The sequence below is a fragment of the Acinetobacter sp. GD03645 genome (genome assembly GCF_029845285.1).
Lineage (GTDB): Bacteria > Pseudomonadota > Gammaproteobacteria > Pseudomonadales > Moraxellaceae > Acinetobacter > Acinetobacter corruptisaponis.
In genome coordinates, this window is the sequence record NZ_JAOCLL010000005.1 from 12,101 (window position 1) to 38,461 (window position 26,361).

Below are 26,361 nucleotides of genomic sequence, written 5' to 3' on the forward strand. Positions count from 1 at the left end.
CGGACTTATCCACAACCCCAATAAAAAACGGCTTAATCAAGCCGTTTTTTATTGTTCGCTGCAATTAGAATTGATAGCGTAAAGTTAAAGTTGCGTTACGTGGTGTTCCCCATGTGGTTTGACCATATGCAGGGAAGATTCCATAATATTCCTTATCAAATAGATTATTAATATTCAATTGTGCAGAAAAATCTTTGGTTAATTGATAACGAGCCATTAGATTCACCAATGCATAAGCATCTTGCTCAACTTTTTCTGACACTCCTAAAGGATTGCCTGCCATGACATAAGTACTACTTTGCCAGTTAACACCACCACCAACAGTAAGTGCATTTAATTTGCCTGGTAACTGGTATGTTGTAAAGGTCTGTACTAATTTACGTGGTAACTCAGAATTTACATCATCACCATTTACATCAGTCGCCTTAAACTGGCTATAGCCTGCGGTCACTTTCCAGCTAGGTAAAATCTCACCAGTTAACTCAACTTCAAAACCTTTACTTTCAGTCCCTTTCGCAGCACGATAATAAACTTCCTTATTCTCATGAATACCAGCCTGTTGGGCTAAATTATCCTGCTGAATTTGGAATAACGCCAAGGTTCCATTTAACTTGCCATCAAACCAACCAGATTTTATACCTATCTCTGTACTATTCCCCTCAATTGGATCAAGCACCGTACCATTCACATCTTTTTCAGCTTGCGGTTGAAAAATATTTGTATAACTTGCATAAGCTGAAATAGACTTGTTAATGTCATATACAACACCAACATAAGGTGTAAATTCATTGTTATATTTAAGCTGATATGAGCCAGGTGTATAAACGACTGCACCAGTTTTTTCAAAATCAGTGAGGCGACCACCTAAAATGAATTTTAATGGGTCAATAATAGTCCAGCGTGTTGCCACATAAGCCGCATTCTGCTTGCTATTACTTGTTTCATAGAAGCTTGTTGCACTCCATGTTGGGGTTGGATAATTCCCATTCCAACGATTGAAATTGTCCACACTAGGCACACATCCACATCCAAAATCAGCAGTACGGCTATCCGCATTGAAATCCTGTTTAGAATAGAGATATCCCAATGTTAATTCATGCTGCTGTCCCCAAAGACCAAACTTACCATTGACTTGTAAACTCACGTCATCCTGAGTAGTGTTGACTTTATATGAGCCTGCAAACGCACCCGATCCCAATCCAGTATTTGAGTCTGGATAACCGCTCAAAAACAATAATTTTGAATCACCATTACGGTCACCACGACTATAAGATAATTTAGCATTCCAGTTATCATTAAAACTGTGGGTTACATCTGCAAATAAATTGGTGTAATCACTATCCCATTGTGCCCAATTCGCACTCGTTGTTTTGCTACGATCCCATTTTGTACGAGTACCATCACTATACCAAACAGGTAAACCACCCCACATTGGACTATCAGTTTTATTTTCCTGATAGCTTACACCTGCCAACAATACGGTATTTTCTGCAATATCAGCCTCTCCTGTCACCAAAGTAGTCAAAGCCTGTTTCTTCAACAAGTCAATATAGCTATCACCCTGCTCGTACTGAGCAACTGCACGTCCACGCAATGCCCCTGATTCATTCAGACTATTGGCAATATCACCCATGACACGATAATTATTCCAGCTACCGCCACTGACTTCTAAATTAGCTGTCGGTACTTTACTTGTTGCACGCTTGCGAATCATATTAATGGCTGCTGATGGATTTCCAGGTCCAGTCATAAGCCCTGTTGCTCCACGCACCACATCAACTCGATCAAATAAAGCTGTACTTGTTACAGTTTCACCAGAACTCCATGGCTGGTCATAACGTGTTGGAACACCATCAATTTGGTAATTATCAATCTGGAAACCACGTGCATGTAAACTGCTACGGTTAGTTTCATAACGTTGAACATTGATACCCGTTACATTATCGGCAACATCAATAAGGCTTGTAAGCCCTTGGTCTTTCATTCTTTGTTCAGTAACCACCGAAACTGACTGAGGTGTTTCCTTAACAGATAAGCCCAAGGGTACGGCAGTTGTCGTTTTTTTAACGGTATAAGCTTTCTTCTCTTGGTTTTCATCTGCCGCCTTGACTGTAATTGTCGGCAACTGTGCATTTTCATTTGTCTCAGCATAAACAAATGATGGCAGCAACATCGCCATGGCAAGCATAAGTGGATGAGCCTTGAAAGCTCCAGTCGGATAGTGATGCATAAGGCAGGTCCTTATAAAAGGTATGGAGCATTTGAACAACATTCCCTCTCACTCCCCCTAAAACCAGTATTTAAAGTGAGAGACGAACTTATTCAAAAGGAGAGTTCAATAAAAGACATAGCAAATGATAATTATTTTTATTATCAATTCAAGAAAATTCGAATAAATTTAGTTCATTGTTTTTATTTCACTTAAAATAATATTTAAAAAATTAAAACTATTAAAATTATGATTTATATATAAAAATATTTATTATTTTTAGAATAATAATTTTCTATAAACTCTAAAATATTGGCTTAATGCACCTCAAATTCAGCATCGACAGGGTCAAAACGCCAGGTACGCACAATTCTAAGCTCAGAAATATCCTTCATATTGGCATCAAAAGCTCCAAATGGTGCACCACGGCGTACAGAGGCTTTTGCTGCCTCATCCAGAATTGCATGTCCTGAACTTTCAATGAGGCGAATGGCACGGATACCCCCCTGCGCATTCAGAATGACCATTAGACGCACTTCACCCGACAGGCGCTGTTGTTTTGCTTCATCTGGATAGTAACGGTTGCCATACAACTCAACTTTTTGACGGAACTTATCCAGATAGGCAGCCGAAGCATCCTGCTTTGCCTGAATGCCATCAACCGTTTTAATACGCTGTTTGCGGCTAAAGTTTTGCTGGCGTTTCAGGTACTGGGCCTCAAGGCTTGCCACCATTGCAGCTTTCGCCTGAAACTGGCTTTGCAATTCATCCAGTGCCTTTTTCCGTTCACTCTGCTCAGCCTGTTTCTGCCAGCTAAGTACGGTCATCAAGACTTTTTCCTCAAATTTTAATTCCAGTTTTTGCTGAACCTTTTCCAGACTTTCCAGTTCTGACTCACCTGTCGTTGCATCTGCCTGCATTGGTGAGGGCATGTCACTCGACATCAGGTGTGCCTCGCGGAATTCACCTGAACCCTTTTGGTCAGCCTGTGCCAAAAAGTCGGCATCTTTCACCTGCTCCTTGCTGGGATGAACCGTGACCGCGATTTCCTTGGTTGAGGTATCGGTAGGTGATGGCATCGCAAACTGAATGGTCAAGACAACACCATGCAACAGCATCGCCAAAGCCACTGCTGCAATAAAGACTGGATCTTGCCACCAATAAGGAGACAGTTCAGAACGAAAATTTATTTTCTTCCACATGCGATTCAAGCGACAAAAATGTCTCATCCCCAACGGTGGTTACCGTATAAAAACCTAACCGATATTCAAAATTTTACAAAAATGTGATCCACTTATAGCTACAGTGTTTCCATACCATCATTTTATGAAAATGTAGCAATTAATTTTGCTACACTGCAAGTTAGAAATTTATTTTTATTTTTTAGTTATTACAAAGATCGTGGCATTGCATTAAAAACAATTCACTTTCTGGAACAACTTTTATGCAAACGCTAATTTCATCCGTTGTTAAACGTCTACGTAAAGTTTACCAAAAAGCCGAAGAATTCATCGAAGAAGAAAGAGAGTTTTCGTTATCGCAGGTGTTTGTGAATGCGACAATGGAACGTTATGTCACCGAGAAAGTGGAGATCATCAAGGACCTGCATGCAGACCTTTATGATGGCTGGCTACGCCTTTATGCAACACTTGATGTCAAGGGAATACACACCACGCTTTCCGTGGACCTGAAACTGATTCAGATGGAAATGAATAAAGATGTTCAACTGATGGTATTTGAACAGATCAGCAACACTCAGGTGATTGAGGCAAGGTTTAAAAACATTTTCCTGAAATGGGGTTTTCACACCGCAATCTGGTATTACCAGAAATTTCGTGAGGAAGACCCACTCGGTAAAATTCTGGAGCATTTTGACATTGTCTCGGTTAAGGATGACTTGCTTTATCTGGATTTAAACCAGTGGTTTAGCAAGAAGCCGAGCATCATCGAAACGCTAGGCAAGGTGCATGTGAACCGTGCCAGAGTACGCCCCGCTGAATTGATTGTCTGGGGCAATGTCAATCTGGCTGCAATCCTGTATCCATCCAACGAAGATGACCTTGATGAGGATGGGCTGGACGAGACTGAAGTTACCCCTATCCAGCAAAAAGATACCAGAAGATAAGGAAATCACATGCATGGGGCGTGTCATAAAATCGTTCACGCCTCAAAATACACATCTTCATGTTTTATACGAAAAATTAACAAGCGCTTAGTAAAAAACCTGATCTTTTCTTCATAATCTACAGGCATAATAACCATAAATCGTAATGATAAATGAGTGTTCTACTTTGCGATGCACTCAAAGGAAACCGTGTTATGACAAAGAAATTATCGAAAGTTCTTGGTTTTACGACAGTAACCTCAGCTGCAATCCTATGTGCAGGCTTATCGAGTCATGCATTGGCAATGGCCCCTTTTCAGGCGAGCTATCAGTTCAGCTACAATAACAAGAATCTCGGTTCTGCGACACGTACCCTTTCGCAACAAGGCAACAACTGGACCTATGTATTCAATGCAAAGGCAGGTGGTATTGCATCCGCAACTGAAACCAGTCAGTTTAGTCTTGCGGATAATAAAATCACCTCACAAAAATTTAGCCGCAGCAGTAAAGTCCTGATCCACAACAACACCATGAGCATCAACTTTAATCCAGCCAGCAAGGTGATCAACACCAAAAAGGATGACAAAACCCGTTCATTCGCCTGGCAGGCAGGTGCACTGGATGAGTTGAACGCCGAACTCCAGTTGCGTGAAGACCTGAAGAATGGCAACACACTCCAGACGCGCTATTTGATTGCTGATGACAAGGCGGTGGATGAACGTCGTTTTGTGAAACAGGGCAACGAAACCATCAAGACCAATTATGGTACTTTTAACACAATTAAGGTGGTGCTCCAGCATGACAAACCTGAACGCAACACTGTTTTCTGGCTGGCGCCAAAGCTCGACTATCTGCCAGTAAAAGTGACCCATAATGATGGCAAATCATCCTATGGCCTTTTATTGACAGGCTATTCAGGGAAAACAAACTAAGCTCTAAAGCAATATGCAGCTTCGGGTTCAGTGTGTAAATAAGGTTGAAAACAGCATCAACCCGACAATTTTGGCTTGCAATTTTTTGGATGCTTTTTAAAATATGCCTTTGCTTGAAAAAGCATCCGTTTAGAGGATTCTCCCGTGTACGCTTTAGAACAGAAAATCTTAAATGAAGGTATCGTTCTATCTGACCAAGTTTTGAAAGTTGACGCTTTCTTGAACCACCAAATCGACCCTGTACTGATGCAGTTGATTGGTAAGGAATTTGCCGCTCGTTTTAAAGATGCGGGAATTACCAAAATCATCACCATTGAAGCATCGGGGATTGCGCCAGCCATCATGGCGGGTCTGGAACTTGGTGTTCCTGTGATTTTTGCCCGTAAATATCAGTCCTTAACACTTAAGGATGATCTTTACCGCTCTAAAGTGTTCTCATTCACCAAGCAAACTGAAAGCACCATTGCCATTTCAAATAAGCATCTCAGTTCAACAGACAAGGCGCTGGTGATTGATGACTTTCTGGCAAATGGTCAGGCTGCACTGGGCCTCATCGACCTGATTCATCAGGCCAATGCGGAAGTTGTGGGAGTCGGGATTGTGATTGAAAAGTCATTCCAGCCAGGCCGTGACGTCTTACTTGAGAAAGGCTACCGTGTCGAGTCGTTGGCACGTGTAAAATCCTTGGCGGATGGTAAAGTTAGCTTTATCACAGAATAAGCTTGACCGCTGACGAAAGGGCGCCTTGAGCGCTCTTTTTTATATTGAAAAATGAAAAAATACTACACATCGCAAGTGTCATGCCAGGCGCAATCAAGGTATCATGACAACAATTTTGCTGTTCCATATTCATTGGTTTCAACACCTATCTTGATTAACCACAGAATGTTTTAGAGAAAGTTATGCGTACATATTTAGACCTTTTACAACATATCCTCGACAATGGCGGTGACAAGGGTGACCGCACTGGAACGGGTACACGTTCAGTATTTGGTCATCAGATGCGCTTTGATCTATCCAAAGGCTTTCCGCTATTAACTACAAAGAAAGTTCACTTTCGTTCCATTGTGGTTGAGCTACTTTGGTTCCTGAAAGGTGACACCAATGTTCAATATCTCAAGGACAATAAAGTCACAATTTGGGATGAGTGGGCAACTGCGGAACAAACCGCCCGCTTTGGCCGTCCAGAAGGTGAGCTTGGTCCAGTCTATGGCCATCAGTGGCGCAACTTTGGCGCAACACAAAATCAGGATGGCAGCTACCAGCAAAATGGTTTTGACCAAATCCAATGGCTGGTCAATGAAATCAAAACCAATCCCAATTCACGTCGTTTGATTGTGTCAGGCTGGAATCCAAACGAGGCTGGAAAAGTGGCTTTGCCACCCTGCCATACCCTGTTCCAGTTTTTTGTTCAGGATAACAAACTGTCATGCCAGCTTTACCAGCGCAGTGCGGATGTATTTCTAGGTGTGCCATTTAATATTGCCAGCTATGCCCTGCTTACACATATGATTGCGCAGGTATGCGGTTTAGAGGTAGGTGACTTTGTCTGGACAGGCGGTGATACGCATTTATATGCCAACCATTTTGAGCAGGCCCAGTTACAGCTTACGCGTGAACCCTTACCGTTGTGCCAGTTAAAGCTTAACCCAGACATCAAGGATATTTTCGATTTTAAATTTGAAGATATTGAAATTGTGGGTTATGAATCACACCCTGCGATCAAGGCACCTGTGGCAGTTTAAAATCAGATTAGGGAGACGATCAAATGGCATGGCAAGGTATAGAAGTTGTTCACGTGGTGGCAATGGATAAAAACAACTGCATCGGCAAGGGCAATGCCCTGCCTTGGCATATTTCTGCTGACCTCAAGCATTTCAAGGCCATTACCCAGGGCGGTGTGGTGATCATGGGCCGTAAAACCCTGGAATCAATGGGACGTGCCCTGCCAAACCGTGTGAACTGGGTGATTACCCGTGATCCGTCATGGCAGTATGAGAATGTGAAGGTGGCGCACAGCATCGAAGAGGCACTTGATGGTGCACTTACAGACGTACAACACGCTGAAAAGTCATCCTTATTTATTATAGGTGGAGGAGAGATCTTCAACCAAACACTTGCGATTGCCGATCGCCTTGAACTGACCCATGTCGATCTGGATGTTCAGGGAGACGCACATTATCCAGAACTCTCTGAGGATTTTCATAAAGTAAACTCAGAACATCATACTGATGAAAAAACCAATATAGCGTTCGAGTTTGCAACCTACCAAAAATAAAAAATGGATTGCGGATGCTCATGCATAACATTGGATCACGAGAGTTCTTTATAGCACTATGGATTGGTTTCCTACATAGCCTTTTTGCCCTGTTCGTGATCCTCTCCAGTATCTGGTTATGCCTTGCCTTATGGATTCAACAGCCGCTCGGGACAGTGCTCAGCCGTGTGGTCATCGTCATCTGGGGCTTATTTGCCCTGAGCCTGATTGGCTTTTATGTCAGTGGGCATTTATTTAGCCGCCGTACCGACATCATCATCTACTGTCTGGTGTTTGCCTGTTCACTTGGCTGGTATTTTTCTTTGGATGCAAGACAGGACCGAGACTGGAATCCTGAAGTTGCCGAACAGTTGAGCTACGAAAAACACGGTGACCTTGTAACCTTGCATAAGGTCCGCAATTTTGACTGGCATGAAGATGGCAGCTATGATATTCGCTGGGAAGACCGTCACATAGACCTGAATAAAATCACGGGCGTGAATGTGATTACCTCCTACTGGATGGGGCCACAAATTGCACATACATTGGTCAGCTTTGATTTCTCTGATCAAAAGCCCCTGGTTTTTTCCATTGAAATTCGCAAAGAAAAAGGTGAAGAGTTTTCAGCCATTGGCGGTTTTTTTCGTAAATATGAACTCAGCCTAGTCGCCTCTGACGAAAAAGACATTGTGTATACCCGAAGCAATATCCGCCATGAACAGGTCTACCTATTCCCGATCAGAATGCCTGCCACTGAACGCAAGGCCCTCTTCATCGAGTATCTCGACAAGGCTGATGAATTACGGGCTGAGGCGAAATGGTACAACACGCTGACCAGTAACTGCACCACGCTGGTATTTGATATGGTACAAGCCATTAATCCACAACGACTACCTAAAGATTATCGTTTATTGGCATCAGGCTATCTACCCAATTATCTCTATGATCTTAAGGCACTGGATCAAAACTACAACATGAAAGAATGGTATCAGATGGCCCATATCAATACGCGTACCGCAGATTTTGGGCAGCAGTCAGACCAAAGCAGTGAGGCTTTTTCCAGGTTGATTCGAACAGGTTTACCAAAGAGTGAATAATTAAGTATAAATTCACGTGAATATTTACCAAAAACTACGTTCATCCCACAAAAACACTTATAAAAACGTGAATCATTTCACATTATATTTTGATGTAATATATCCAGCAAAACAAACAACTGAGTTTATCTTATGGTAAAAAAATTTTTAGCGGCAAGCACTTTGGCTGCAACATTGGCATTTACAGGCTGTGCATCACTTGAATCTTCCCTAAACGCAAACTCTTCAACAGCGATTGCTTTACAGAATACCCCATGGTTTGCAACCGAAGTCAATGGGACAAAAATCCAGTTGGATAACCCGAACCGCCCAACACTGTCTTTTGATACAGACAGTAAACGCTTTGGCGGTGCTGACGGCTGTAACAAGATTCAGGGTAGCTATGAAACCAAGGGCCAACAGCTTAGTCTAGGCCAAATTGCAGGTACATTGATGGCTTGCCACGGCGTACAGGACACGGTTTCCCGTCAGTTTAATGATGCTTTAGCAAAAACAGATCGCTATGAAATTAAAGGCCATGAGCTGAGGTTTATAGACAAATCAGGTCAAACTTTAGTGAAATTTGTGACGGTTATTCAGCCACTTCCTTTCAAGAACTGATAATGTCCTGAGCCAAAAAGTAAAAGCCCGTTTCAAATACGGGCTTTTACTTTTTAGGCACTTCGTTTACTTTAATAGCATTCTGAAAAATTAGAAAAGGGAAATATATGCAGCAAGCACTGTTTGGTGGTGGATGTTTTTGGTGTGTAGAGGCTGTGTTTTTACAGCTTAAAGGTGTAGAGAAAGTGGTGAGTGGCTATGCGGGGGGTATTGTCCACAACCCAAGTTATGAGCAGGTCTGTCAGGGCAATACACAGCATGCCGAGGTGGTCCTGATTGATTTCGATGAACAGCAGATCAGCTATTCACAACTCCTGAACGTGTTTTTCACCACACATGATCCAACCACATTAAACCGCCAGGGCAATGATATTGGCACACAATACCGCTCCGTCATCTACTATTTCAATGATGAACAGAAACAGCAGGCTGAACAGGTCATTCAGGGTCTGGAAGATGAAAACCTCAACATTGTCACCGAGTTAAGTCCAGCACCTACATTCTATCCTGCGGAAGAGTATCACCAGAATTTCTATGCCCGCAACCCATCACAGGGTTACTGCAACTTTAGCATTCCACCCAAGCTTTCCAAGCTACGCTCCAGGTTTGTAGACTTACTCAAAACTGATTAGACATAAAAAAAGCAACTCATCATTGAGTTGCTTTTTATCTAGCAAATTGAAAGTCTAGTTTTTGCTTACAAACGCAATATCACTTAAACCTGCTTCACTGGCACGGGACATCACCTGAGCCACGGTATCATACTTGGATTCTTTATCCGCTTCCAGTTGAACTGTTGGCTTTTGCTCGCCCTGTCCTGCCTCATGTAACCTGGTTTCAAGCTCTGCTAAACCTAGATTTTGCCCGTCTAGGAAAATTTCACCATTGGCTTTAATACTAATGGTCATCGCTTTCGGTGGCGGTGGCTGAATTTCTGCCTGAGTTTGTGGTAAATTTAATGGAATTGATGGGTTAGCAACCGTTGCTGTGACTAAAAAGATAATCATCAATACCAACATAATGTCGATCAGAGGAATGAGGTTCATCTCATTCATGCCACTATCGTGGTCTTCACCCAATTGAAAGCCCATTAAGCCTGACCTCCAACTAAGCTTTGTTGCGTTGTCTTGGTTTCTGGCACTGCTGCTGTTTCCTGTTGCAACATGGTGTCAATCAATAGCTTGTGTGCCTGATCCTGTAAGTCATGTGCCAAACCACGATTGAAACGTACACAGATGTTATAGGTAAGTACCGCAGGAATCGCCACAGCAAGACCAAGACCAGTCATGATCAGGGCTTCACCGACTGGGGTTGCCACCTGAGCCAGGCCTACCTGTCCACTATTACCCACTGCGACCAATGCATGGAAAATTCCCCACACCGTACCAAACAAACCCACAAATGGCGCAAGTGAGGCAATCGTCCCAAGAACAGAGACACCTTTTTCCGCCTGTGACTTTTCGGCAGAAATCTGGCGAAGCAATGCCTGTTCCGCAACCGCCTTACGCTGTTCAAAGGTTAAAGGCTGTAGTTTAGACTTCAACGTGGCCAAGGCCTGGGCAAGCTGGGCATAGGCCTGTTGCTTCAACTGGCGTGTTCCCAATAGGCGTAAAATGAAAATAGTCCATGTCGCAATCGACATTGCTAAAAGGATGAAATACAGTGTTTTACTTACTGCATCTGCATGTTGCCAATAAACTGAAAAGTTCATATACGAACTCCTGATTTTATCTGTCGCGAGGACTCAAATTGATTAAGGACTAAGATCAAACGGTTGCTCTGCTCGAATTGGGTAAGCAACACCATTTTCCATATAAGGTTTAAATTTCGCACTTCTGACAGCACGTAAAATCTTTTCATCCAGACTTGGCAAACCACTACTGCGCGTAATGCGGGCATTGGTAATTTTACCTTTCTCATCTGCTTCGATGAGTACCATTGCTGAACGCGGCTGGTTTTCCAGATCTTTTGCGGACACTGACAGTTTTGGTGAACGACTCCACTGCACGCCTGAACCACCAATTGAAACACGTTTTGGAGATGGATCCGCTGGCGGCGCTGCTGGTTTTGGTGCTTCGACCACTGGCTGTGGCTTTTCAACCACAGTGGTGCTCACCACAACAGATTCAACCTTTGGCTCAACTGTCTCAACCACAGGTTTTGGCGTTTCTGCTTTTTTAACCTGCTGAATCTTCTTCGGTGGTGGAGGTAATGCCTTTTCAACCACCTTGACCTCTTTCACTTCTTTTTTCGGTTCAGGTGGCTTTGGCTTTTCTTTAGGCTTCGGTGGCTCAGGCTTCGGTGGTTCCTTAATTTTAACGAACTTGACCTTGAGCGGCTGTTTTTCGACTGGTCTTAACTCAATCGTTTTCATGTGGCTCACCGCCCACAGAACTCCCACATGACCAATCACAACCGCCACGAGGGCAGCGATGATTTTTTTCTTCATCGGATGAGGTGTATTCAATATTGCAGGAGATTGACTCATAAGAATCTAAGTACCTAATAGATGGTGACGCTTTAAAAATAAAAAACGATTTCACTCATCGGATAGAACAATGAAAGTGGGCTAATAATAAATGAGAAGTGTTTTCATTTGCAACTATTTTTTCTTGTATAATCATTAGCCATTGAAAAATAGGCATAAAAAAACATGCCTTACAGCATGTTCTTTTTACATAATGCATACACAATAACAGATTAGAACACTACGGTTTTATTACCATCGACAATGATGCGGTCTTCCAGATGCCATTTGACTGCACGTGCCAATACATTGCGTTCCACATCCTCGCCCAACTCGCGCAATTGCTCAACATTGTAGTCATGGCTGACACGTTCAACATCCTGCTCAATGATTGGACCCTGATCAAGGTCGGCAGTGACATAATGCGCTGTGGCACCAATCAGCTTCACCCCTTTCTCATAGGCCTGTTTATACGGGTTTGCACCAACGAAAGCAGGCAGGAATGAATGGTGAATGTTGATGATCTTCATTTCCCATTGCGAAACAAACTCTTCGCTCAGGATTTGCATATAACGCGCCAGAATCAATAGGTCGTTGCCTTGCATCATCTCATTAATCTGGGCGTAGGCTTCCACCTTGTTGTCCTTGTTGACAGGCACCACATGGAACGGAATACCAAAATTTTCAACCGCTTCGCGTAAGTCTGGATGATTGGAAACCACCTGGGTGATTTCGCATGGCAACGAACCACGTGCATGGCGCCATAACAGCTCAAGCAAGGCATGGTCCACTTTGGAAACCAGAATCCCAACTTTCTTCAGTTCACCCACAAACGTCAGTTTCCATTGCATTTCATAGCGATCTGCAACATTGGCCGCAAAGGTCTGCATCAGGGCTTCTTTACGGGACTGTAAATGATCCAGCTCAAACTCAACACGCATAAAGTAACGTCCGCCTTGAGCTTCTGTTGCGTACTGATCAAGTGCGGTAATGTTTGCTCCCTGATGATACAAAAAGCTCGATACAGCTTGCACGATCCCTGGCTTGTCTTCGCAAGTAATCAGTAGTCGTGCCGTATGGGCAGTGGTCGTGTTCATGTGGTTAATATCACTTATTCGAATCAAGTTAAAATCAAGCCGAGCATTCTAGCGCTTTTTTGTCATTGACTAAATAGGTGAAGCCTACTCATCGTCGTCATTTTTAAGATTGGAGAGGCTGGCAAACAATTCTGATGGACCGAGTGAGCGCAGCAGTTGCTCGTAGGTCTGACGGCTTTCCCCCATCAAATATGGACCTTCCAGGAAAACCATTTGACGCAGTGCCTGCCAGACCCACTTTTCCTCCAGACGGTTGTTGTCACTGATATGACCCGACATATACAAAAAGTTGGTCCAGTTGGTCAGCACAATCCAAAGGTTGATGATCAATGCCTCAATTTCCGAGTCCGTCATTTTCATCAGGCCAGCATCCACGAATGCACGGTAAATTTTCTGGCCCTGCTGCATCACCTGACCTGCAAAATGTGGATAAACTTTGCGAAAGTCTTCATTATTTTCGACCAGATGATAGACATCACGATGAATAAAACGATAGGCCCATAACTGATTGCTCAACACCTGAAAATACCTGATTTTGTCATTGGCATTTAAAGGTCGATCTGTTGGTAATGCCAACATTTCCAAAGTTTCAGCCTGATATTGCTGCGCCAGCTCTTTAATAATTTCCTGCTTGTTTCTAAAGTGATAATACAGGTTGCCTGGGCTGATCCCCAGTTCAGCCGCAATGTGGTTGGTTGTGACCGAACGCTCGCCACGCTCATTAAACAGTTGCAAACTGATTTGCAAAATTCGATCTTTGGTTTTGTTCGGTTTAGCATGCGACATTGATTTTAACCATCTATAACATTATCAATAGGTTATAAAACAAACCTATAAAGCGACTTGACACTTTAGAGTATTTACTCTAAAAATTAAAAAATAATAAGCTTTCTTTTGGTCCACTCCTATGAACAGTCAAACAAAAACAACCGCGATGACACCTCGTGTCGATGTGCAACGGTTACATGATTTGCTTGAGCAGCAGCAAGCAGCCTACCAACGCCATCCTGTACCAAGCGCAAAAGAACGTATTGAACGCTTAGCCCGACTTAAAAACATCTTGGTAAAATATCAAGATCAATTTGCGAACGCAATCAGTCAGGATTATGGCAACCGTGCCATTATGGAAACCAAGATTGGTGAAGTTCTTACCTGTTTAGAGCATATCAAGTACTATAGCAAAAACCTGACTGAATGGATGCAGCCCTCTAAGCGCCATATCAGCATGTTACACCAACCTGCAAAAGGCTGGGTACAGTATCAGCCATTGGGCGTAATCGGTATTATTGCACCGTGGAACTACCCACTGCTGCTTTCAGTTGGTCCACTGATCTGTGCATTGGCTGCGGGTAACCATGCCATGATCAAGATTTCAAGTGCATCATCAAACTTCGGTTATGTGCTTGAAAATGCCCTTTCTGAAGCATTTCCTCAAGAGTTGGTGACCGTGGTCAATGGTGGTGGTGCCATTTCGGATGCGTTCAGCCATCTGCCTTTCGACAAAATGATTTTTACAGGTTCAACCTCTGTCGGTAAAACCGTGATGGCTGCCGCTTCACAGAACCTTGTTCCTGTAATTCTTGAACTAGGTGGCAAGTCTCCTGCACTGGTCCATTCTTCAATGAATATCCGTGATGTGGCACAGCGTATTGCTGTAGGCAAGCTCTGGAATGCAGGACAAACCTGTGTTGCACCTGACTATATGTTCCTGCCTAAGGGCAAGACCGCAGAGTTCACAAAACACTATCAGGATTTTGTGAATACCATGTATCCAACATTGCGTGACAACAAGGACTATACCTCTATTGTCAATGACAAGCAGTACAACCGTCTGCAAGGTTATCTGGAAGATGCACGTGACCAGGGCGCAAGTATTGTTGAATTAAATAGCAAAAATGAGCCTTTAACTGAGGTTCGTAAAATTGCCCCTACACTCTTGACGGGTGTGACCACCGAAATGGACATCATGAAGAATGAAATCTTCGGCCCTATTCTGCCTATTTTAGAATATGAGCACATTGAAGATGCGATCCAGTTCATCAACAGCCGTCCACGTCCATTGGCGTTCTATTATTTTGACATTGACAGCGCACGTGCGGACTATATTGCTGGACGCACCCATTCAGGACATTTTGGCATCAACCAGGTACTCACCCATGTGGCACAGGATGACCTGCCATTCGGTGGTATCGGTGCGTCAGGTATGGGTAAATACCACGGTAAGGAAGGCTTCTTCAGCTTCTCACATGAACGCTCAATGATGTCCAATCCTGTTAGCCCGAAACTGTACAGCCTCAAATTTATTTTGCCGCCGTATAATAAAGCAGCGCACAAACTGCTTTTGAAAACCCTATTCCGCTAAGCTGATCAAGGCATGATCTATTACACTAGATCATGCCCCGTTTTTACCAAATTCGCTTGTCTTTTAATCGTATTTTTGGTATAAAACGCCCCTTGAATGATTTCATCCGTTTACTTGAATGGCTAGTTGCACGAAACAGTGCTGTATAAACTAGCAATGGAGTTCACCATGTCTAAGGTTTGCCAAGTTACCGGCAAGCGTCCAATCGTTGGTAACAACGTATCGCACGCAAACAACAAAACCAAACGCCGGTTCGAGCCGAACCTGCACCACCACCGCTTTTGGTTAGAAAGCGAAAAACGTTTTGTACGTCTTCGCTTAACCACTAAAGGTATGCGTATTATTGATAAATTGGGTATCGAGAAAGTTGTTGCTGATCTCCGTGCTCAAGGTCAAAAGATCTAAGGAGTCTGAGCAATGCGTGATAAGATTCGTCTCGTTTCTACAGCTGGTACTGGTTATTTCTATACCACAACTAAAAATAAACGTACTATGCCGGAAAAAATGGAAATCAAAAAATTTGATCCAAAAATCCGTCAACACGTGATTTTCAAAGAAGCTAAAATTAAATAATTTTAGTTCCTTAAAAAAACGGCTTCTCTTGAAGCCGTTTTTTTATTGCCTAAAAAATGCTATTAATAGTAAGAAATGAGTTACATGATTTTTTTTGATCATTAAAAAAATTGTCATCAACAAATTCGATTTTACTTGTTACAATTTATTCGCTGTTTTCTTGGCATGTTTTATGCTCATTTATTTCTACCTTAACCGCAACGATTAAGGAACTACAATGCCACATGATGTTGATTTGATTATATTACTTGCTGTCGGTTTTGGTATGGCCCTTATTTTTGGCTATATCGCAGCACGTCTACGCCTACCTCCCTTAATCGGTTATTTAGTTGCAGGCATTATTATTAGTCCAAATACGCCTGGTGTGGTGGGTGATATTCAGCTCGCCAACCAGCTTGCCGAACTTGGAGTGATGTTCCTGATGTTTGGCGTAGGCATGCACTTTTCACTCAATGATTTATTACAGGTCCGCCGTATTGCCCTACCTGGTGCGATTCTGCAAATTGCGGTTGCCACCTTGCTTGGTATCGGTGTTTCAATGCTATGGGGCTGGAGCTTTGGTTCAGCGCTCATCTTTGGTTTAAGCCTATCCTGTGCCAGTACCGTGGTCTTGCTCAAGGCACTGGGTGATCGTGGGCTACTCGACTCGGTTAATGGAAAAATTGCAGTGGGCTGGCTGTTGGTTGAAGACCTTGTTATGGTTCTCGCGCTGGTTCTTTTACCTGCAACCGCCGTGTTACTGGGCGGACACGCCTTACCTGGTACAGACACCTCACAAAGTATCTGGCTGACGATTGGCATTACCCTGCTCAAAGTCACAGGATTTATTGCATTCATGCTGATTATTGGTAAACGCCTTGTGCCAATGATCATGCAGTTTGTTGCTCGTTTAGGTTCCCGTGAACTCTTTACGCTCACCGTGGTTGCTGCCGCAGTTTCAATTGCCTACGGTTCCTATGCTGTTTTTGGTGTCTCAATGGCACTAGGTGCCTTTTTCGCTGGGATGGTGGTGAAAGAGTCCGACTTTAGCCATCGTGCAGAAGAGGAAACCCTACCATTACGTGAAATCTTCTCGATTTTATTCTTTGTCTCAGTCGGGATGCTGTTCGATCCAAGTATCCTGATTGAAGAGCCTTTGCGTATTCTGGCGGTCATCGCCATTATTATGGTGGGTAAAACTTTGGCCGCGATGGCATTGGTTTTATTCTTCCGCTATCCGATCAATACCGCTTTAACAGTCGGTGCCAGTTTGGCCCAGATTGGGGAATTCTCATTTATTTTAGCCACACTCGGCTTATCTCTGGGTTTACTCACTCCTGATGCACAGAACCTGATTCTGGCAGGTGCACTGTTCTCAATTACCCTTAACTCATTTGTGTTTTCTGCCATTGAACCTGTACAACGCTGGATTCGTGAGCGCTCGCATTTGGCACGTTTGTTAGAACGTAGTGGTGACCCACTGGCTATGCTTCCCGATGAGGTGGATCAGGCCTATTTACGCGATCAGGTGGTGATTATTGGCTATGGTGGCGTAGGTCGCCGTATCAGTGAAAACCTGATACAGCAAAACATCAAGGTGGTGATTGCTGAGGAAAACCGTGAGATTGTGGAAAAACTGCGTTCTCAAGGCATTGCCGCAGTCAGTGGTGAGGCAACCGAACCCAATGTGCTAATTCAGGCCCATATCCAGCATGCACGCCTGCTGGTCATTTCCCCAATGGATATTCTGGATATTCACCGTATCGTGGACATTTCCAAACAGCTTAACCCTGAAATTCAGGTACTGGTCTGTGCTGAAAGCAAGGAAGAGGCTGCGGTGATTCGGGAGGAGCACTTGGGTGAAGTATTCTATGCCAAGGAAGAAATGGCGAAGAATATGAGTCATCATATTTTGAACCAGATTGAACTGGCACACCAATCCCCTGCACATTAAGCATTTTCAGGGCAATAAAAAAGCGTACCCAAAGTACGCTTTTTTAACATTCAGCATTAGCTGAAATGGGTGGGTTGTTCATCCACAATCTCAGCCTGCACCTGATTCATCTGCTTTTCCAGCAAGCCAAACAGGGCTGCCTGAATCATATGCTGTGCAACCATTGGTGTCTGTTCACCTAAAATTGCCTTAACTTCATCACTAAACTGTATCTTCACCAAGGGCTCCTGTTCAGAACCAGCATTACGCAAAGCAAGTTCGCCACCTTCAAGTTGAACCAATTCCAATATCGCTTCCTGATTACCGAATAACTCTTTTAACTGTTGCATTGACATATATTTTCTCCATGCTTCAACATGGTGGCAAAGTACCCTTGCACTTTGCGATCTCACGTCTTATCTATATAGGTCCTGTTTGCGCAGATTTCAAGTCTAAGATCAATTCAGGCTAGAACTCAACCATCTCGTTACGAAAACCATCAATTAAATGGCTTAACTCACGATGCCACTCCCGCAAAATCTTGGCATCTGGCAGCCATGCCTGTGGGCTTTGGGTGACCTTGATAATCAGGTTTGAGGAGGTCTCATTTTCAGGTTCTGGCGCAGTGGGTTCTGGTGCGTATTGACACATGCGGTAAGCACGTTTTAATTCGGCAATAAAACCATCTTTCGCCAGTTGCTGCAACACCAGCACTTCTGGCGACACCTGCCCCTTGTCCGCCATGTGTTCCTCAATGGATTTAAAGGTCGGCTGTAAATCATTTAAGCGGTAGTAGCGCACCAGTTCCTGCAAGAAAGCTAGAATCGCCCCGTGCAAATGGAAAACCGCAGCTTCACGATAGGCCTGTGCCTGTTGGATATGTTCAGTTTGCTCAGCTTGTTGACATGCGAGTCGGGCAAAATACAGTTTTTGATTGGTGCGATCAGCATGGTAACGGGCAACACGGGACATAACACATTCCTTTCAGTCAAGCATTTACTTGGGTCTAATGCATTTTCAATAGACCTTAATGTATTGTAGAAGTAATTCTTCTCTTTGAATATGCAAATTTATTCAGATTATAGTTCTTTCATAATCGCATTACGGAGCTTTTCAACCTGTTTTACATCTTCCCCTGCCACCATGGCATATACAAAAGACTGCTGATTTTGATCTACACATTTCACCGCAGCACGGTTATTCTGAAAATTACCATAAACATTAAATTGATTTTGCACAATTTTTGAAAAATCAAGCTTCTGTAATACCTTATATCCCTTATCCGCACATGCTCCCACTGACAGGTTTAATTGTTTATGGTCTGACCACAGTTGTGGAGGAGAATTAAGAGAGGGTTTTAGCTGCTGTGCTTGCTGAGCTTTAGCCATAATTCTAATACGATTCGGGCTTACGACCTGATAGCTCATATCCAGCTTATTTAGTCCCACTTCTAAAAACTGTAAAAAATTAGAATTTTTTAGGCGAATAGGGGCTGTCTTGTTTTGGTCTACATTTGCATCAAAACTAAAAGTGATACCAAACTCATGCTTAATCAAATGGGTCACGGTTGATACTGAAGCATCTTCAAAATTAAATTGTGATACCTTTTGGTCTTGTAGTTTTTTTCTCATTTCTGCCCGATAGTCAGGCATTGCAAAACTATTTTGTAAAATGAAGAAAAATAATAAACCCATCAAAAGTTTGTACATATTTTTATACCTTGTTATTTATACTTCAATTTTATATAGCTTTCGTTTAGCCATGACCTCAATCGGTTCAGCAAAAGGCCGTACATTACTGATCACCCAGGCAAAATATCCCTCAGCCCAATAGGAGGCACAGGCAACCTCCATTTCGTCTGGCTGCCACGGATGCGCTGATTCAATGTCAACCAGCGCCACTGCCAATCCCGCTTCCTCATCACCATCATTCAAAAGGAAGTTTTGATTCTCAACAATGACCAGGTTTTTTAATGGAAAGCTTTCAGGTTGCCATGAGCGAACCTCTAGGGTCTTTAGCCCTTGTGCAATCCGCCCACCATTCGGTGTGACAATGGATAAAGCGGTATATTGCTTTAACATCTGGATTTAGGCTTTGTCTTCCGCTATTTTCACACGGATACCAGAACCTTTTACTTTCAAGGTATTTAAGCCTTTGACGGCCTTAACCGCCTCACGTGGATTCGGCATTTCCACAAAACCAAAGCCTTTCGATTTACCTGTTGCAGCATCCTTGACCACCACACAGGATTCGACTGCGCCATATGCTTTGAATAGGTCGAGCACTTCTGCATCGGTTACGCCACGGTCTAAATTACGAACTAAAATTTTCATGTTAAAACCTAAAAGATGATTCACGCTTAAAGAGGTGAATCAAAAAATGAATCCGTCTAGTTTAATCCAAATCAATCCCAAAACCTAAACTGATTGCAGTTGAACGGGAGCGACTGGCTTGACCATAGGCACGTGGAATATCACGATGAATCCGAATATCGACCAAATCCTGAGGTAAATCATTAAGGAAATAGCTTTCTATTTTTCTACCCAGCTCATCATACTGATCATGTGACCATAAATTTAAATTCTGTTTGGTCAAAATCAGCTCATTCTCCGCACGGGTTAAGGCAACATAAAGCACTCGACGCTCCTCCTCCACATCATCAAAGTCACCCTGTGCCCGCGCATGCGGATATTGTGTGGGTGAGACATGCGGCACATAACAGACTTTTTGTTCAGCCCCTTTGGCTGAATGGATGGTAATCAATGTGACCAAGTCCTGATCTGGAGTTTTATCAATTTCTGAAATAGAAATCGGATCAAGTACATATTCCTCGAGAAATTCTCCAAGCGAACTGTGTTTACGTGCCAGTTGCTTGACTAGGTCAAAGTCTTTGACACGACGCGACCAATCTTTAGTTTTATAATTATTTTCCAGTTGTTCATTCAAGGCATCCAGTGCCAGACCAATGCAGGCTTCAACCTGCTGTTGCAATACATCCAGTTGCATCAAGATTAAAATCGCTTGTTGTGGTACTTTGCCATGTCGTTCCAAGCGCTGACAACGTGCCTTGATATCAGGCAGTTGAATGAGTTCCTGCGCCAATTTACTGGCACCGACATCGCCAACGCCATCCCATAGTGTGAGGAACCGCATCCAGGCCAAATCATCCTGTGGATTGACACTGACACGAAGCAAGCTCAACACGTCTTTGACATGCGCTGATTCAAGCAACTTCACTCCACCAATAAAACGATATGGAATATTCGCCGCAATTAACGCTCCCTCAAGATAACGACCGCTAAATCCTGAACGTAATAACACCATATGTTCAGCCCAAGCAGCACCTTGACTATGCCGCTGATTTAAATCCTGAATAATCCAGTTGGCTTCTTCAAACTCGTTGCTCAAGATATGTAACTGGGGCTTTAAGCCCTTACCACGATAGGCCTGTAAATGTTTTTCATACTCAATCGCACTTTGTCCCAACAACCAGTTGGATAAATCCAGAATGCCTTGTGTGGAACGATAATTCATTTCCAGCGTCAGCACTTCAGCATCGGGTACACGCTCTTTAAAGTGATGAATATTTTCAAAGTCAGCGCCACGGAAGCCGTAAATGGACTGCGCATCATCCCCAACACAAAACAGTTTCACTTTACCAATCAAAGGTTGTAGTAAGGCCCATTGCAGGGGGTTGGTGTCCTGCATTTCATCGACTAACAGTGCCGAACAGAAGCCTGTGACCCAATTCACCAACTCAGGTGAACTCTGTAAATGTACTGCCACAATCCCCAGAATATCATCATAATCCAGAAAATGACGTTCCTGCTTACGTTGTTCGTAGGCTTTCATCAATTCAGCAATTTGTATTTTATATTCGATGGCTTGTGGTAATTGTTCAACCAAGGCATCTGATAGTTTGGTCTTGGTATTACGGGCATAGGAATATAGGTCACATAATTCAGCCGCTTTTGGCAACACATTGCCCTTATCCTTGCCACGCAATAGGCGAAACATCAGCAACTGATCATCTCGGTCAATAATGCTGAACTGGGTCAGACCAAACGCTTTTGGATTACGGCGCAGCAGGTACATACAAAAAGTATGAAAAGTCGAGGCGCGCAAACCTTTTGCCTGTGCTCCCATATGCTGTTCAACTCGGGTCACGATTTCACTTGCAGCACGGCGGGTAAAGGTCAGAATCTGGATCTGTTGTGCTGGTAAACCTTGGTCAATTAAATACGCTGCCCTTGCCACAATGGTTTTGGTCTTGCCACAACCTGCCCCTGCCAGCACCAGACAGTTTTGTGCAGTCGTGGTGGCAGCCCGTTTTTGTTGTGGATTCAGTTCATCAATTAGCTTGGCAAGCGTCATAAAAGCAGTCAATTAAAAACGAAGTGCTATTTTAACAGACTAAAGCAGGAGAGATATTTTCTGCTACAAAACAAAAAGAGCATGTGTGACACATGCCCTTACTTTTAAATTGAACCATTAAACTGTGGTTGAACTATGGGGTAATTGCTTAATCGCCCCTGCAAAACTCAGATAGTTGATTCCCTGAAATAAAATATCAATCGCAAGGAACATTCCCAATACCCAGAACGGTGAATCAGGTGATGATAAAATCAGGATGCCTGTTAACAGGGTAAGTATGCCTGAGAAGAGCACCCATCCCCAGCCTGAAATCGGCCTAAGGATAAATGCGTTTACGCTACGGATAATCCCCGCAATAATTAAGGCAACTGCCAAAAAGCTGGTCAGCACAACAGCGGTAATTACAGGTGTGGTAAACGCAAAGTAACCTGCTACCAAATACAGCACACCAAACAATGCCCACAACCAGCGTGTACCGCCCTTAAACACCGTAAATGCCGCAACAAAATGCAGAATACCGCCCAACATCATCAATACACCGAATAGCAGTACGGCGGACAATGTTGCGAATGGTAGAGCGGCTAAAAGAACCAAACCGAAAACAACCAACAAGACACCCAATAACAGATACCATTTACGATCAGCGTGTAGCTGATTGCGAACCAGATCATTACCCACCGTTTTCATCATGATTTACTCTTTTATCATCAATGTGCTATGTATATATTGAGCGTGTTTTAGACCTAATTCTGTATAAGGCATGTTGACAATTCATGACAAAATGTTGAAAAACCAGTGTTTTATTCCATAATTTTTTATTGAGCTTGTTGTTTTACAAGATATGGATAAGTCAAAACTTATCCACAATTTACTTGATCCAGCCAATTTCCTGGGCAGTCAGCACACTGATCACGGTTTGTTCTAGGTCATTTGGCATTTTACTTTTATGCTGTGAAAGCGGGATACGCCCCCCCATGATTTCTGCCTCAGTTTGTGGATATAAAGGCTGCTTATCCGCCTGTGCATAACCGATTGGGAAAATAGGTTCACCCGTATTTAAATTATACTTATCAGTCGCGCCAAAGCCATGGAGTAACTCATGTACAAGCACCACATTATTCTGCTCTGCCTGTTTTTGTGAGGCAAATAAATTGACTGAACCAATCCGACCACGTTCCAGTGCTGTTGAGTGTTTTAATTCTCTGGTTTGTTTAGGGTCATAATAATTTAAATATAGGGTTAAACTTGGTGAACCATCCAGTGATTGTTGCTGTTTCCATGCATAGAAGCGGAACTTTAAGCTCCACAAAATATTATTTAATATACTTGGCTGTTCAGGTGTTTTAGGTGGAACCACTTTTAGTTCCCGACCAATTTGAACCATAAAATAACTACTTTGCCCTCGGTATTGCTGGCTATTTTCTTCCAGATAATGTTTTACCTCATAGAAATCATCCAACTGCAATTGCTGGATATATTTTTGGGTAGAAGCTAAGCCATCTGCATTAATCGGATGCAAAAGAATATTTATTGGCTGATTCCAATCCTGATTTTGGTCACGATAAGCATTGACTGCCACAATTAAAAGCACAGCCAGTAAACATGCAACCCGAATATTCTTCCACATCGTTTTCACCCCAATTAAATCTTTTCTTTTTATTTGCTTCATAAAAAATGCTAGCAATTGCTAGCATCTTTTTTGAAGTCAACAATTACGCTTCAATCCATTTTCCATTTTGGAAAACCAGACTCCACTTGGTCTGCTTGCCCTCAGCAGTTTCAGACCCAACATATTGTGCCTGATTCTTACGGCTGAATTTCACCACAGTTGGATTACCCTCAGGATCAACATCTGGTGCTTCCAGTAAAAACTGATATTTCGGATCAAGCTGATCTGCAACAGTGCGTAGCTCAGCCACTTTCGGTGCACGGGTCTCACGAATTTTCGGAAATTTACTTGCTGCAAGGAATAAACCAGCCGCGCCATCACGCAAGACAAAGAAATCATCGTGTTTGGTTGAGCGTAGGTGTTCCATTTTGATTGGGTCAACACGCGGTGGCGCAGGCTGACCATTCTTCAATACTTTACGGGTATTGTCACAGCTTGAGCAGGCGAAATACGGACCAAAACGGCCTGTTTTCAGTTGCATTTCACCATCACACTTATCACATGGAATGGTTGGGCCATCATAGCCCTTGATCTTGAATTCACCTTCTTCAACTTCGTAGCCATCACAGTCTGGATTATTACCACAGACATGCAGTTTACGACCGCCATCCACCACATAGCTGTCCATTGCAGTACCGCATTTAGGACAGCGATGTTTTGACATCAGGTCTGCTGTTTCAGCACCATCATCATCAGACAATGCAGCCAAAGACTCGACAGGCGTTAAGTTCAATGTACCCTTACAACGTTCTTTGGGTGGCAGGTTATAACCTGAACATCCCAAAAATACACCTGTTGTGCCTGTACGAATTTGCATGGGGCGAGAACATTCAGGACAAGCCACGTCTGCAACTTCGATAGGTTGATTACGGCGCATGCCGTTCTCACCTTGTGCATTGGTCAAACGCTTTTTAAAGTCACCATAGAACGTATCCAGCAATTCTTTCCAGTTACGTTCACCTGTCGCCACACGGTCTAATTGTCCCTCTAAATCTGCGGTAAACGCATAATTCATCAGGTTGTTAAAACTTTCATCCAGACGGTCAGTAACAATCTCACCCATCTTCTCTGCAAAGAGACGACGGTTTTCAAGTTTCACATAACCACGTTCCTGAATCGTGGAAATAATCGCGGCGTAGGTTGATGGACGACCAATACTGCGTTTTTCCAGCTCTTTAACCAAGGAGGCTTCGGTAAAACGCGCAGGTGGCTTGGTAAAATGCTGGCTTGGGTCAAGTTTTTCCAGCTTGAGCACTTCGCCCACTTTTACCGCAGGCAATAAAATATCATCATCAGATTTATTGGCCCCACGAACGCGGGTAAAGCCATCAAATACCAAAGTACGACCTTTTGCCTTTAACTCAACATTTGCCGCTTCAACAGTCAGGGTTGAAGATAGATATTCTGCTGGTGTCATCTGACAGGCAACAAACTGACGCCAGATCAAGTCATACAGACGTTGTGCATCACGCTCCACACCTGCAAGTTTATCCCCAGTCAATCCAACATCCGATGGACGGATTGCTTCATGCGCCTCTTGTGCGCCCGCCTTGTTACCATAACGGTTTGGTTTGGCTGGGATATATTTTTCACCAAAATTTTGCTGAATATGGTTACGCACCATATTCACCGCGTCATCACTCAAAAAAGTTGAGTCAGTACGCATATAGGTAATAAAGCCACCCTCATACAAACGCTGCGCTAGCATCATGGTTTTCTTCACCGAAAAACCTAAACGTGTGCTGGCCGCCTGTTGCAGGGTCGAGGTGATATATGGCGCACTTGGATTGACCTTGGTCGGTTTATCCTCACGCAGTGCCACTTTATATTCGGCATCTTTTAATACGTTTAACAACGCATCAGTTTCTGCTTTATTCTTGAGTTTAAGCGTTTTACCTGCCTGTTTAACTGCTTCAAGACGAATGTCATCTTTCTTTGATAGCGTGTCTGCAAAAACTTGCCAATATTCTTCTGGAATAAAGGCACGAATTTCACGTTCACGTTCTACTACCAGTTTTACCGCAACTGATTGAACACGACCTGCCGATAAACCACGGGCAATTTTTTCCCACAGCAACGGCGAAACCATAAAGCCCACTACGCGGTCAAGGAAACGGCGTGCCTGTTGTGCATTGACACGGTTCAAATCCAGACGTGTTGGCTGTTTAAACGCTTCCTGAATGGCATTTTTGGTGATTTCGTTAAAGACGACACGATGGTAACGGCTGTCATCGCCACCAATCACTTCCCGTAGATGCCAGGCAATTGCCTCTCCTTCCCTATCCAAGTCCGTTGCGAGATAGATGGCATCCGCATCCTTGGCAAGCTTCTTGAGTTCAGCAACCACATGTTCCTTGCCAGGCAGTACTTCATAATGGGCAATCCAGTCATGTTCTGGATCGACACCCATACGGTTGATCAGTGCCGATTGAGCCTTTTCAGCTTTTTGTTCTTCGGTTAACTTGGTACGGGTCGCAGGCTTCTTTTCAGTCGATTTTGCACCGCCACCTGTAGGCAAGTCACGTACATGACCCACTGATGACTTGACAACAAATTGTGAACCTAAATATTTATTAATGGTTTTCGCTTTTGCAGGCGACTCCACAATCACCAAGGCACGTTTTTTTGCAGCAGATGTGGGAGCTGCTGTGCTTTCTGAAGCAGAGCGTGGAGTATTCGCCATAATAAATCGTTTTTCCTATAATCAA

At 43.4% G+C, this 26,361-nt stretch carries 28 protein-coding genes; 12 read left to right on the top strand and 16 right to left on the bottom strand.

The genetic code is table 11. The features are described 5' to 3' along the window. Window positions 1-64: 64 nt before the first annotated feature. Window positions 65-2,230 (bottom strand): TonB-dependent siderophore receptor, encoded by a 2,166-nt coding sequence (locus N5J47_RS05045; protein ID WP_279961337.1) that lies wholly within the window; start codon window positions 2,228-2,230, stop codon window positions 65-67. Between the two features lie 296 nt (window positions 2,231-2,526). Continuing rightward, a complete protein-coding gene (locus N5J47_RS05050; protein ID WP_279962412.1) occupies window positions 2,527-3,411 on the bottom strand; it encodes a TonB family protein in 885 nt (294 codons plus the stop codon). A gap of 242 nt (window positions 3,412-3,653) precedes the next feature. Between N5J47_RS05050 and N5J47_RS05055 the strand changes: the two genes are divergently transcribed. The 8 genes from N5J47_RS05055 to msrA all read left to right on the top strand — a co-directional run bounded on the left by N5J47_RS05055 (window position 3,654) and on the right by msrA (window position 9,831). Continuing rightward, window positions 3,654-4,334, top strand: coding sequence for a hypothetical protein (locus N5J47_RS05055; RefSeq protein WP_279959702.1), 681 nt, complete (start codon window positions 3,654-3,656; stop codon window positions 4,332-4,334). A gap of 194 nt (window positions 4,335-4,528) precedes the next feature. Further along, window positions 4,529-5,245, top strand: coding sequence for a DUF3108 domain-containing protein (locus tag N5J47_RS05060; protein ID WP_267981110.1), 717 nt, complete (start codon window positions 4,529-4,531; stop codon window positions 5,243-5,245). A 144-nt stretch (window positions 5,246-5,389) separates the two neighbouring features. Next, complete coding sequence (locus tag N5J47_RS05065; RefSeq protein WP_004674619.1) at window positions 5,390-5,965, top strand: xanthine phosphoribosyltransferase; 576 nt, start codon at window positions 5,390-5,392, stop codon at window positions 5,963-5,965. A gap of 182 nt (window positions 5,966-6,147) precedes the next feature. After that, the gene (thyA, locus tag N5J47_RS05070) at window positions 6,148-6,990 is read left to right on the top strand and encodes a thymidylate synthase (protein ID WP_279959703.1); all 843 of its coding nucleotides are present in this window, start codon (window positions 6,148-6,150) and stop codon (window positions 6,988-6,990) included. A 23-nt stretch (window positions 6,991-7,013) separates the two neighbouring features. Then, entirely contained in the window at window positions 7,014-7,523 is a 510-nt protein-coding gene (locus tag N5J47_RS05075) for a dihydrofolate reductase (protein WP_279959704.1), read from the top strand. A gap of 20 nt (window positions 7,524-7,543) precedes the next feature. After that, the gene (locus N5J47_RS05080) at window positions 7,544-8,599 is read left to right on the top strand and encodes a DUF4105 domain-containing protein (RefSeq protein WP_279959705.1); all 1,056 of its coding nucleotides are present in this window, start codon (window positions 7,544-7,546) and stop codon (window positions 8,597-8,599) included. A 132-nt stretch (window positions 8,600-8,731) separates the two neighbouring features. Further along, complete coding sequence (locus N5J47_RS05085) at window positions 8,732-9,199, top strand: META domain-containing protein (RefSeq protein ID WP_279959706.1); 468 nt, start codon at window positions 8,732-8,734, stop codon at window positions 9,197-9,199. Window positions 9,200-9,306: 107 nt separating this feature from the next. Then, on the top strand, window positions 9,307-9,831 hold the full coding sequence (gene msrA / locus N5J47_RS05090) for a peptide-methionine (S)-S-oxide reductase MsrA (RefSeq protein ID WP_279959707.1): 525 nt from the start codon (window positions 9,307-9,309) through the stop codon (window positions 9,829-9,831). A gap of 54 nt (window positions 9,832-9,885) precedes the next feature. Here the strand turns inward: msrA and N5J47_RS05095 are convergent, their stop codons facing one another. The 5 genes from N5J47_RS05095 to N5J47_RS05115 form a co-directional block, all read right to left on the bottom strand. Continuing rightward, window positions 9,886-10,290 (bottom strand): biopolymer transporter ExbD, encoded by a 405-nt coding sequence (locus N5J47_RS05095; RefSeq protein WP_279959708.1) that lies wholly within the window; start codon window positions 10,288-10,290, stop codon window positions 9,886-9,888. Continuing rightward, a complete protein-coding gene (locus N5J47_RS05100) occupies window positions 10,290-10,910 on the bottom strand; it encodes a MotA/TolQ/ExbB proton channel family protein (RefSeq protein ID WP_267981117.1) in 621 nt (206 codons plus the stop codon). The genes N5J47_RS05095 and N5J47_RS05100 overlap by 1 nt, the downstream gene beginning before the upstream one ends. A gap of 42 nt (window positions 10,911-10,952) precedes the next feature. Next, window positions 10,953-11,687 (bottom strand): energy transducer TonB, encoded by a 735-nt coding sequence (locus tag N5J47_RS05105; RefSeq protein ID WP_279959709.1) that lies wholly within the window; start codon window positions 11,685-11,687, stop codon window positions 10,953-10,955. A gap of 212 nt (window positions 11,688-11,899) precedes the next feature. After that, the gene (gene purU / locus N5J47_RS05110) at window positions 11,900-12,763 is read right to left on the bottom strand and encodes a formyltetrahydrofolate deformylase (RefSeq protein ID WP_267981119.1); all 864 of its coding nucleotides are present in this window, start codon (window positions 12,761-12,763) and stop codon (window positions 11,900-11,902) included. Window positions 12,764-12,847: 84 nt separating this feature from the next. Further along, the gene (locus N5J47_RS05115; protein WP_267981120.1) at window positions 12,848-13,549 is read right to left on the bottom strand and encodes a TetR/AcrR family transcriptional regulator; all 702 of its coding nucleotides are present in this window, start codon (window positions 13,547-13,549) and stop codon (window positions 12,848-12,850) included. A 121-nt stretch (window positions 13,550-13,670) separates the two neighbouring features. On the opposite strand from N5J47_RS05115, the gene N5J47_RS05120 reads away from it, so the two are divergent. From N5J47_RS05120 to N5J47_RS05135, 4 genes are all read left to right on the top strand, one after another. Further along, window positions 13,671-15,125, top strand: a complete 1,455-nt coding sequence (locus N5J47_RS05120; RefSeq protein ID WP_279959710.1) for a coniferyl aldehyde dehydrogenase — start codon at window positions 13,671-13,673, stop codon at window positions 15,123-15,125. A 168-nt stretch (window positions 15,126-15,293) separates the two neighbouring features. Next, a complete protein-coding gene (gene rpmB, locus N5J47_RS05125) occupies window positions 15,294-15,530 on the top strand; it encodes a 50S ribosomal protein L28 (RefSeq protein ID WP_004649871.1) in 237 nt (78 codons plus the stop codon). Between the two features lie 12 nt (window positions 15,531-15,542). After that, window positions 15,543-15,698, top strand: a complete 156-nt coding sequence (rpmG, locus tag N5J47_RS05130) for a 50S ribosomal protein L33 (RefSeq protein ID WP_003654787.1) — start codon at window positions 15,543-15,545, stop codon at window positions 15,696-15,698. A gap of 217 nt (window positions 15,699-15,915) precedes the next feature. Next, entirely contained in the window at window positions 15,916-17,631 is a 1,716-nt protein-coding gene (locus N5J47_RS05135; RefSeq protein WP_267981122.1) for a cation:proton antiporter, read from the top strand. Between the two features lie 56 nt (window positions 17,632-17,687). Here N5J47_RS05135 and N5J47_RS05140 read toward each other — a convergent pair whose 3' ends face one another. The 9 genes from N5J47_RS05140 to topA all read right to left on the bottom strand — a co-directional run bounded on the left by N5J47_RS05140 (window position 17,688) and on the right by topA (window position 26,336). Continuing rightward, window positions 17,688-17,966, bottom strand: a complete 279-nt coding sequence (locus tag N5J47_RS05140) for a hypothetical protein (RefSeq protein WP_267981123.1) — start codon at window positions 17,964-17,966, stop codon at window positions 17,688-17,690. A 112-nt stretch (window positions 17,967-18,078) separates the two neighbouring features. Next, window positions 18,079-18,582: a DUF6586 family protein gene (locus N5J47_RS05145; protein ID WP_004674592.1), complete on the bottom strand. Its 504-nt coding sequence runs from the start codon at window positions 18,580-18,582 to the stop codon at window positions 18,079-18,081. Between the two features lie 107 nt (window positions 18,583-18,689). Then, window positions 18,690-19,319 carry a hypothetical protein gene (locus N5J47_RS05150; RefSeq protein WP_279959711.1) on the bottom strand — a complete coding sequence of 210 codons (630 nt, stop codon included), beginning with the start codon at window positions 19,317-19,319 and terminating at the stop codon, window positions 18,690-18,692. Window positions 19,320-19,337: 18 nt separating this feature from the next. Then, the gene (locus N5J47_RS05155) at window positions 19,338-19,691 is read right to left on the bottom strand and encodes an ASCH domain-containing protein (protein WP_279959712.1); all 354 of its coding nucleotides are present in this window, start codon (window positions 19,689-19,691) and stop codon (window positions 19,338-19,340) included. A 6-nt stretch (window positions 19,692-19,697) separates the two neighbouring features. Then, on the bottom strand, window positions 19,698-19,943 hold the full coding sequence (locus tag N5J47_RS05160; protein WP_267981126.1) for an RNA-binding protein: 246 nt from the start codon (window positions 19,941-19,943) through the stop codon (window positions 19,698-19,700). A gap of 61 nt (window positions 19,944-20,004) precedes the next feature. Continuing rightward, on the bottom strand, window positions 20,005-21,984 hold the full coding sequence (locus N5J47_RS05165; protein ID WP_279959713.1) for an ATP-dependent helicase: 1,980 nt from the start codon (window positions 21,982-21,984) through the stop codon (window positions 20,005-20,007). A 117-nt stretch (window positions 21,985-22,101) separates the two neighbouring features. After that, window positions 22,102-22,674 carry a DUF308 domain-containing protein gene (locus tag N5J47_RS05170; RefSeq protein ID WP_267981128.1) on the bottom strand — a complete coding sequence of 191 codons (573 nt, stop codon included), beginning with the start codon at window positions 22,672-22,674 and terminating at the stop codon, window positions 22,102-22,104. Window positions 22,675-22,852: 178 nt separating this feature from the next. Beyond that, window positions 22,853-23,611 (bottom strand): hypothetical protein, encoded by a 759-nt coding sequence (locus tag N5J47_RS05175; protein WP_279959714.1) that lies wholly within the window; start codon window positions 23,609-23,611, stop codon window positions 22,853-22,855. A gap of 85 nt (window positions 23,612-23,696) precedes the next feature. Next, window positions 23,697-26,336, bottom strand: coding sequence for a type I DNA topoisomerase (gene topA / locus N5J47_RS05180; protein ID WP_279959715.1), 2,640 nt, complete (start codon window positions 26,334-26,336; stop codon window positions 23,697-23,699). Window positions 26,337-26,361 lie beyond the last annotated feature (25 nt).